Raw genomic sequence first — 9,053 nt, 5'->3', positions numbered from 1 at the left:
GTTCGCAGACGCTTACACCCACTAGAGCGGCTATGGAAAGTAATGAATGAGAAGTCGAGGAACAATGTTTACTTCAAAAGTAAACGGGATTTCAAGGCGGCAATAAACCAATTTTTCACTGTGACTCTTCCAGATATCGCAGGCTCTTTGACATCTCGAATTAATGATAATTTTCAAGTTCTCAAGCCTGCATCTTCAAGTTGAACGGGTATATCATATCACGCAGTCAAAATTATATAATTATTGGATAGTACACACGGTACTAGTGTTATACTGTTCAGATAAAGGTAAACTATTAGAAAATACATTTAGCTGTGTCGGATAAGTATCTTTAAGCTCTTTCCAGCCTTCGGTTATACCTTCAGTACCAACGCCTCCCATCGATACATTCATATCTCTGTCAACATGAACGTTAAAACCCTTTATTAATGCTCCTTCCGTGGTATCACTTACACATAATCTATCAAAGCAGCCTGCAACATAGAGATCAGTTACATCTTTATTTAAAAGGTAAGATTCTAGATCATCATTTATAACTGCAGATCCTTCTTTCGTAAAACCCTCATTCACCCTTTTTTCAAATAAACTCAGATCGGGATCACCTGGTTTAGGGCCTCGAAACGCATCATTGTATAATTTATAATATGTTTTTATTTTATCATGTCGGAGCTTTTGAAGTAACGTCGCCTCATTGACTGATGTGTTTGTTGGAATCACCACGTTAATGGTTAATATATCGTGACTTGCAGCATAGTTAATGACTTTGTTAAGCTTCTTCGATTTTTTCATAAGTTCCTTAATATCCATTCCGTTTCTAAAACCATTTTGCATGTCAACGATGATAATAGCGGTCTTTTTTTGTGAGTTCGACAAACTCTTTAGTAGCTTGATAGAGTCTTTAGTACCGGCATTGACTACAAAAGTGGAAAAAGACGCCACTATTAATATCGGGAAATATCTATATATTTTCATATCTATTTGGACCTATAGAGATGTTAAAGGGCTGACCTGCAGCCCTTTAATCCATATTTATTACTGTTATTTGAATGACGTAATTACTGAAGACAAATCATGACGTTCTATTTTGAACAAGTCACCTTCGCCAGTGTCGGTTTTTGCTTGCCTTTCTTCGCTATTAATTTCTTTATTAGACCACTCCATCCCGTAAGCGTTTTTATTGTATGTGACCTTAATACGGTAGTGATCGACCCCTTCTTTATCAATCACGATAGGTGCGGCAATAGCTTCAAAATTATCGGTTAAATCCCTAGAAGAAGATGTAACAGAACCTGTGCCATTCAACTCCTTTCCACCAAACGGCGAAGGTGTATTTCTTTTGATAAAAAGTGGCCTCCTATTAAAGCCTTGCCCTCCACAGGCAAAAAACAGATTGGCTTCACGCGCGTCTAGTCCTATAGAATCCGCCGCAAAGTTGCCAGGGAATGTACCATAACTAAAGTTTCGGTTAAGTGGAGCCCGCATCAGTTCACACGACCCAGTGTCACTAAAAATAAACAACTTGTCAGTTACGTTTTGTTTTATATTCCACCCAGAATACCCACGGTACGGCGTATCAGCTTCAACCAAAGAGTTGTAATAAATATCAGTTCTCTTTAAATCACTTGCTTTAACAATGCGCATTAAATCAAATGAATCCGGATCAAATTTGGCATTTTTACTATTTTCGGGTACTGCGCAATCTTCTTCGTCATCAATTCGGTTACAGTTTTCATGAGAAGGGTGTACTTCCCATTCTAATCCCATGCCTCTATCGTTTTTAATCACCCAGCGAGCAGCGCTATCACGCCCTATTTGATGGTGTCGAAGGTTCTGGAGCAAGTATCTATAGTCATAGCCCGCAACGAGGTGGTCAGAACCTTCTTTAACCATTACAAATTCGTGTGATGGCATCCCTACATCACAAAGGGCATAGTCAAGCAATAGAATATTGTCATCAAAAAAGCCATGGATTTTAGCCCAGGAGTTTGAGTGGATTGCTTGCTGATATTGCTTGCACTGATTAGCATGATCAAACAGGGTTGCGGTTACATATGCTTCAAATTGTCCTTTGGCTGTAACTCTACCATCAAGTACTTTAGCGCCATCATGAAAACCCATTATTAGGTTATTCTGCCTAACCAACGATAATCGTTTTGATTGTATGGTTCCAGTACTTTTTGCTGTAGGTTCCAAAGTATATGTACTAATTCCATCTAGATTAAGGTGTGAGACGTACATCTTTTTAACCAGTTCAGCAGCAAGTGTTTGTTTATTTTTTAGTAAATTATCTCTATCTTGAAATATCAGAAAATTAACAAAATTAGTATCGCCTTTATGGGCAGTTTGTAATCCACAAGCATTGATAGTACCAACGCCTCCAACTAGATTATCATCAAAATAGACCTTAGCCTTTCCCCATTTATTAGTAAGTACTGAATAATCCGCGTTACCGACATGCCTAGATGAGTTGCATGTCTTTGATAATGCAACTGGGAGATCAAACCAGGACAACTCCATAAAACCATTGTTCACAGTGCCTTCCACTAAGCCTTTTCCCTTAGGCGTCTTAATTAACCCTTTGAGTGTACTATTAGATTTAAATAAGAAAATTTCTCCATTTTCTTGGCCTATCTCAATTTTGAATTTGTTCAAACCATCAGCTAAGCCCGTTGAACGATAAAAAAGCGATAAGTTGCTAGTTAAAATATCTGCTAATTCGTTAACTTTCAGTTGTTGTTTGTTTTGGAGGCTCACAGGTTCTGATGGCATCGCCTTAATAGAGGAAGATGACCAAGGTAGAAAATCAACAGGAGAAATACGGGATGCATCAATAGAGCCATCACAATTAAATGGTATTCTAGTGCCTCCAAATGAATTCATTATACTTTTAAATCTTTGGAGGCAAACACCAGAGTCACCATCATAAACGTTAAAATCAATATAATAAGTATCTTGGATATCGAGGGGGACATAGGTTCCTTTTATAGGATTTAATTTTCCGAGAGTATTTCTCACTCCCCCAGACACTTCTCTACCAGACGCACTAGTGTTCAGCTTAAAGAATAATTCATCAGACAAATTCGATTTATTATTAAACCAAGCGTATCTCTGCCAAGAATTGATACTTAATCTATCTGCAGCAAGTACACTTAGGTCACCTTGAGTTAGCGACCTTCCATGATAGTTGACTGCCTTGGACAAATCTCCACAGGGTACTAATACTAATAGGCTTCGCTCACTATTACTTTTATATACAACATCTCCCCAGTAATGGGTTTCTTTTCTATTAACGTAATTACTTGTTGAACACTTGGGAAAACTTAGATCTCGATATATCCCTCGATAAATATCATCTTCAGCGGATAGTTCAGCATAAAAGCTATTTCCTAGAGTGCTTAATGTCGCTCTTTCGAAAAATTTTCGAAAGTCAAAGACGTGCTCTTTTCCATTATTTTTTAAAACAACGCTATGACTGCCTAAAAGTTTAACTTTTTCCCACTTTTTTTCTTTAGGAACTTTAGTGATATTTTTTATCTTCACTAGCTTGTTATTGCCTCGAATACAAATAGGATAGTGATTGAGAGTATTCAGATAATGCCCCCCATAAACCCCTGTTTTGGGATTAAAGGAACGATAGAAATCAGACCCTTTCCATGTAAAACGATCGCTTATAAAAAAACTATCATCCTTAAATGGGCTATCAACGGTATCAATAAACATTGGATAAGGCTGCTTTGTTGATAAGTGTTTCATCTCTTTTAGCGTTGGCATTCGCCATCCGGTTCCCAAAAATTGGAAAACACTATTATTCAGGTTTTGGCAATATGATTTAGCTTGATCAAAAGTTGAGATATTATTGCCTGTAACAATATCAAAACTATTATAGGTACCACGATACGAGAAAAAGTTATCGCTGTTGGACTGTTGGACTTTTTTTGATTTTAAGATTTCTCGAACCTTAAAACCATACTCAAGTTTCGTTAAGAATCGATAAAGAAACTCTGCCCCATGTTTATATGATGTTTTACTACGAACGTTGTACAGTTTCATATGAATTGAGTCATGAATGTATGAGTATGACACCCATTTATTATATTCTTCACTGGCAATATACTGATATTTATCAGGAAGTGGCTCAATAACCAATGAAAATACAAGGTCATCCTCTTCATACATTCTTCCACTTGAAGCCAGCCTGATAATTTCACTTTTAGAAGGACGATACAACCAAGGTTGATATGCTTTGAATGTATCTAGTTCAGATTTTTTAACCAGTATTAACTGGTCATTGATGAGATCACTAAAGTCCCGCTTACCATTATATTTTCCAAATATGGTTTTTAGCTGTGGGAGCCTATCAAAGTCTTTTGTAGTTACTTTAAAACTCGTATCTGTAACACAAACCAATTCACCGGCATCGTCATAATCACATTTGCGTAATTGCCCATTTTTATCACCGTTTTTTTCAGCATACCAGCGTTTAACTCGTTCAAATGCACGCTCCTCCGCTCGCTCAAATAAGTTTGTATTGTAGCCATTAATTAAATAGTTAGCTACTACAGTGATATTTTTACGTATCTTTTCGTCAAATCGGCTACTAAATGCGCCGAGTTCTTTTTTTGCAGTCGTTGCAAGCTGTTTTTTTGTTTCGTTGGCTTCAACAGAGGACTGAACGAGTGTTATAAAGTCATTATGTTGAATTTTAGTTGTGAGCTCCAGCGGCACATAAGCTCCAATAGCCGATACAACTCTTTCAAAACCTTCCCTAGAATTCGGATAATTTATCAGCGCTTTTTGCACATAGTTTGCTGCAATTTGATTTTGTACATTATTAATCGAGTGAAAACTTGTATCGAGCTTTGATGCATATAATTCACTGTATTTAGATCCATGGACATAACTTGCCATGACAAACTGCTTTATGTTGTTTTCAATTTCTCTTTCTGTTTTTTTTACTAATGCAGTAAATGACTTTAAGGAGTCATTATCAAGTTTATCAAGCTTTGCAAGTGCTTGTTTATCTGCGCTGTTAAGGCTTTTTTCAAACGATTGAGATGCGACTTTCTTTATCATTTTACTGACCTTAACGTCCCAATCTTTTCCCTTTTTAATACTTTCAGCAATATGAGAGATAAGAGCTAATGGCCCACAAATTTCTTGAAGTCCAGGTATGGCAGAACAGCCATCCAATACGGCGTTTTCAGCAGCCCAAATATGATAGCTGAGTGCGGCGTGATCATTAGAAAATGCTGAAGATATGTCTGAAAATACAGCAACACCAGCCATTACACCACCCAAGACTGTCTCTCCGGCACTAGTCACCTCACTTACGACCAGACTGACATCTTTTTCAGCATCGACAGCTTCAGGTAATGCATAAGGAATACTTGTTCCGTCGCCAAAACCAGTATCAGCGATTTTTCCATATTCGCTCAATCCATCAGCTTGTATTTCTGTATGAAGAAAGTCATTGGAAACATTTTTTTCGAGAGGAATTTTATCTACATCACCTTCATAGCCAATGTAGTTATCATCTAACTCGGTTTTTGTAATATCTTCTTCTGTTATATTGTCAATTACGCATTGTTGTGCGTAGCTAATCTGAGATAAGGATAACCCCAAGGTTAGTATAGAGCCTATCAACTTCATGATGCTTATTTCATTCTCATCAGTTAATTTATTAGAGTAAATGGCTTTGTTTTTCATTCACAATGCCGGCCGTTAATGTTTAAAGACTACCACTTCAACTGAGTACCTTTAACGATCAAAGTTAAAGGTTACGACGTTTATTGAAAGGATTGAATGAGTCGATTTAAAAACGCTTACGATTTTCCCTGCGCAAATTTCTGACCATCTACTTAATCCGATTGGTATTAAAAAACGCCGCTCCCATAGTTATAGAGAGCGGTGCAGATATATTGCATTGATAACGCTTATAAGCAGTTTAAGCTATTACCAAATATCGGCACGTTTGCTTTCAGGAAGATAGAGTTTGTCTCCGGGCTGAAGCGAGAATGCGTCACTGTCATAGAAACCGAGCGCGTTTTGCATCACGCCATTTACTCTGTACTCTGCTGGAGCATGCTTACCCGAATTAATGTTAGACATCGGGGAATATTTTGTACGTAAAAATTTGGTGTAGTTGAGGAAAAATTGCTGGTAAGGGCTGAATGCATCCTTGTTATCCTGTTTTTGTTCGTTAGGAAGCGCCTTGAATGCATCAAAGGCAATGTTGACACCGGTTAAATCACCAATGTTTTCTACTAACGTTCGTCTGCCGTTAACAAGGTATTTATCGTTGTACTGTTCAATAAGTGCAGATGTGCGTTTGTGATAACGCGCCATCTCGGCTTTTGGCATCCAGTTTGTGTAGTTACCATGTTGGTCAAAAGGGATATAATCATCATCAAATTGGTGGCTAAGTTCATGACCAATGGTCATTCCTATTGATGAATAGTTAGCCGCAGCCGAAGCGTATTGAGAGTAGATGGGAGGCTGGAGAAGCGCCGCTGGGAAGGTAATATCTACCATAGTGTCTCTGGATTGGGCATTTACAGTTTGTGGGTAAAGGACCCATTCATTTCTGTCTACCTGATTCTTATCTAATTTAGATATCTCTTTTTTCAGCTTGAATTTATTTGTTCTAATGATGTTTCCAACAAGATCATCAGGCTTTATAGATAAACTGTCGTACGTTACCCCATTATCAGGGTATCCAATTTTAACGTCGATATTGTTTAGCTTAGCAATAGATAATGATTTGCTTTTTTCACTCATCCACGTGGAAGCCATAATCCGTTTCTTATACGCAGACTTAACATTTCCGACTATCTTTTGAATGGCTATTTTTTTCTCATTGGAAAAATAGGCGCTAGTATAAAGTCTTCCCACGGCTTGACCAAGAGTATTATCTAAAAGAGAAAATGCTCTTGCCTCCCGGCTATCCATTTTAGCAATACCATATAGCCCTTTTGAATAGAAATTGAATTTATGTGACTCGAAATTTTTATCGATATAGGGAGAGTAACTGTTTATCAGTTGCCATTTAAAGTAAGCACGCCAGCTGCTCATTAATTCTGGTTTGGATAGCCAATCTATATTAGTTGTGAAATCAGGCATCCCTAAAAGGGTGTGGCTTAATTTTGGAGCATTTAAGCTAGAGAAATACAACGTCCAGTTGATATTACTGGATTCCTTATTTAGTTCCTCTATTGTTCTAGGGTTAATCATGTTTTTCCGGTCACTCATTTTTTCGGCGGGCATAAAAAACGTTGCAATGGCTGTTTCGAGTGATACCACCAATGAAGCCTGATCATAGGGGGCAACCATATTGGCCATCTCAAACGCCTTACCTATATGGTTAAGGTATCCATGCATTATTTTTTTGTACTTTGGTGATAAGTATATATTCTCACTTGGTAAACCTAATCCACTTTGCAATATAATTGTAGTATATTTATTTGTGTCATTCGGGTCGGGGATGACTTGGATATCAAAAGGACTTTTTATACCGATTGATTCTGCATAGGCAAAGTACCGCACCAGATCATCTTTGTTTCTAATATTATCTATTTTCTTTAGTTCATCATCTAGTGCACTGAGTGATATGGAATCTAAAAGGTCGGTATTTAAGTAAGAGTCATAGAGATCAACGATCTTCCTTTCCTCACTGTTATTTGGAAGATTGGAGTAATTCCTGATAGCCTCGACAAGGGATGAAATATCATTTTTTACTTTTACTCGAAACATGTCCACATATGAAATCCTGCTCATTGTTTCAGGTATCTTGGTTTTTTTTAACCATTGAGAGTTAACATGGTTATATAGATCATCCTGGGGGCGAATGTTCCAATCAACATCTTTCTTCTTTACACCAAAATCAGCAGGGTAGGGGTAGCCAAAAGGTGTCTCATTATCTGGCTCACCATTAAAACTCCGTAATCCAAAATTGGTGGAGCTAGGATCGATGACGTATAAGAGCTTGGTAAATCCATCGCGAGGCTTAGGATCAAAACCTAGGTCTTCAAGTGTCGTCGTGTCGTCAACTGTAATGTCGTATATATCATAGTAGTTTCCATTCCACGGTATGACATCCTTCAGAATGAAACGATAGCCTTTTAAAGCTTTTATCGGGATGTTTTCACCAATATACCAATTTTTAACGTTATTATTATTTTCTGATTTTGAACGAAAGAAAGGATAGGCGGTCTTTTCTGTATTTAAGAATGTTGATTTGAAGGCACTTTGATTATCCTTAATGTCTTCTATAATGGCCAGTGCAGTTAATGGAATTTTACTTGTTATATCGGATGCAAAAGAAGAACTTGCAGAGACAAGTAAAGACGAAATGCAAATAGTGAGTGCGGTTTTTTTTAACATTTTTCCTGCTCTATTTTTATTCGGTTAGTGACTGGTGGGTCGTTGTTACATTGACTGATGTCAATGTAACAACACTTTATATTAATGTGTGAGGGTGAGGTAGGAATGTGAGAATAGGTGTGTGTTTTATTATGTTTCGGTTATTTAACTGGGTGTATTGTAAGCGTCTGCGAACCAGGGCTACCGCATGAGTGGCTAGTTTTTCACCACCTGACTAAAACCAGCACTTAATATTGCCTCCAGCATGGACGTATTCATCATACATCGCTTTTGTTTCCCTACGATGCTTAGCTTGGTTGGCTCTTCTCGGAGCATGTTCAAGCTCATATGACGTAAGCATGATAAGTTCTCCGCACCGTGATCTTTGTATATCTGGCACGCATCTTCATTCATGGTGACATCAAGTACCCAGTGCATTGACTCTATGCCCCAGTGCTCTCTAACTGCCTTCGCCGCTTGCTGTGCACTAAGCGCTTTAGAGCTGATGTAATAACGGTACTCTAGCTCGATAGATTTGCCTTTCTCAAGGCGGAAGTTTTCAACTATTACAATGCTCTTTAAGTCTTTCCAGCGAGAGAAGTTACCTTCAAGTTCGGTACTATCAAAAACATAGCATTGGCGAGACTCTACACGACCGTGTCCTTGTTCAATAGAGAGTAAGCGTCTTTAAATCG

At 37.9% G+C, this 9,053-nt stretch carries 3 protein-coding genes and 2 pseudogenes; 1 reads left to right on the top strand and 4 read right to left on the bottom strand.

What is annotated here, in order from left to right; translation table 11 throughout:
* Positions 1–204, top strand: a pseudogene (locus BCT81_RS27750) (IS630 family transposase); the annotation flags it as partial.
* Positions 205–240: 36 nt separating this feature from the next.
* Here the strand turns inward: BCT81_RS27750 and BCT81_RS27745 are convergent.
* The 4 genes and pseudogenes from BCT81_RS27745 to BCT81_RS27730 all read right to left on the bottom strand — a co-directional run.
* Positions 241–972, bottom strand: a complete 732-nt coding sequence (locus BCT81_RS27745) for an isochorismatase family protein (RefSeq protein WP_102426535.1) — start codon at positions 970–972, stop codon at positions 241–243.
* 66 nt (positions 973–1,038) lie between these two features.
* Positions 1,039–5,706 (bottom strand): DUF1566 domain-containing protein, encoded by a 4,668-nt coding sequence (locus BCT81_RS27740; RefSeq protein WP_102426534.1) that lies wholly within the window; start codon positions 5,704–5,706, stop codon positions 1,039–1,041.
* 246 nt (positions 5,707–5,952) lie between these two features.
* Positions 5,953–8,379, bottom strand: a complete 2,427-nt coding sequence (locus BCT81_RS27735) for a M13 family metallopeptidase (protein WP_102426533.1) — start codon at positions 8,377–8,379, stop codon at positions 5,953–5,955.
* A 195-nt stretch (positions 8,380–8,574) separates the two neighbouring features.
* Positions 8,575–9,036, bottom strand: a pseudogene (locus BCT81_RS27730) (ISAs1 family transposase); the annotation flags it as partial.
* Between the last annotated feature and the right edge of the window lie 17 nt (positions 9,037–9,053).

It is taken from the genome of Vibrio sp. 10N.261.52.A1, from assembly GCF_002876325.1.
Lineage (GTDB): Bacteria > Pseudomonadota > Gammaproteobacteria > Enterobacterales > Vibrionaceae > Vibrio > Vibrio chagasii.
The sequence above is the reverse complement of the archived record's forward strand: the minus strand, read 5'-3'. Positions and strand labels throughout refer to the sequence as shown.

Bases quoted from the DNA above. Each gene is read 5' to 3' on its own strand.
- BCT81_RS27745 (WP_102426535.1), bottom strand. From the start codon at position 972: ATGAAAATATATAGATATTTCCCGATATTAATAGTGGCGTCTTTTTCC.
- BCT81_RS27740 (WP_102426534.1), bottom strand. From the start codon at position 5,706: ATGAAAAACAAAGCCATTTACTCTAATAAATTAACTGATGAGAATGAA.
- BCT81_RS27735 (WP_102426533.1), bottom strand. From the start codon at position 8,379: ATGTTAAAAAAAACCGCACTCACTATTTGCATTTCGTCTTTACTTGTC.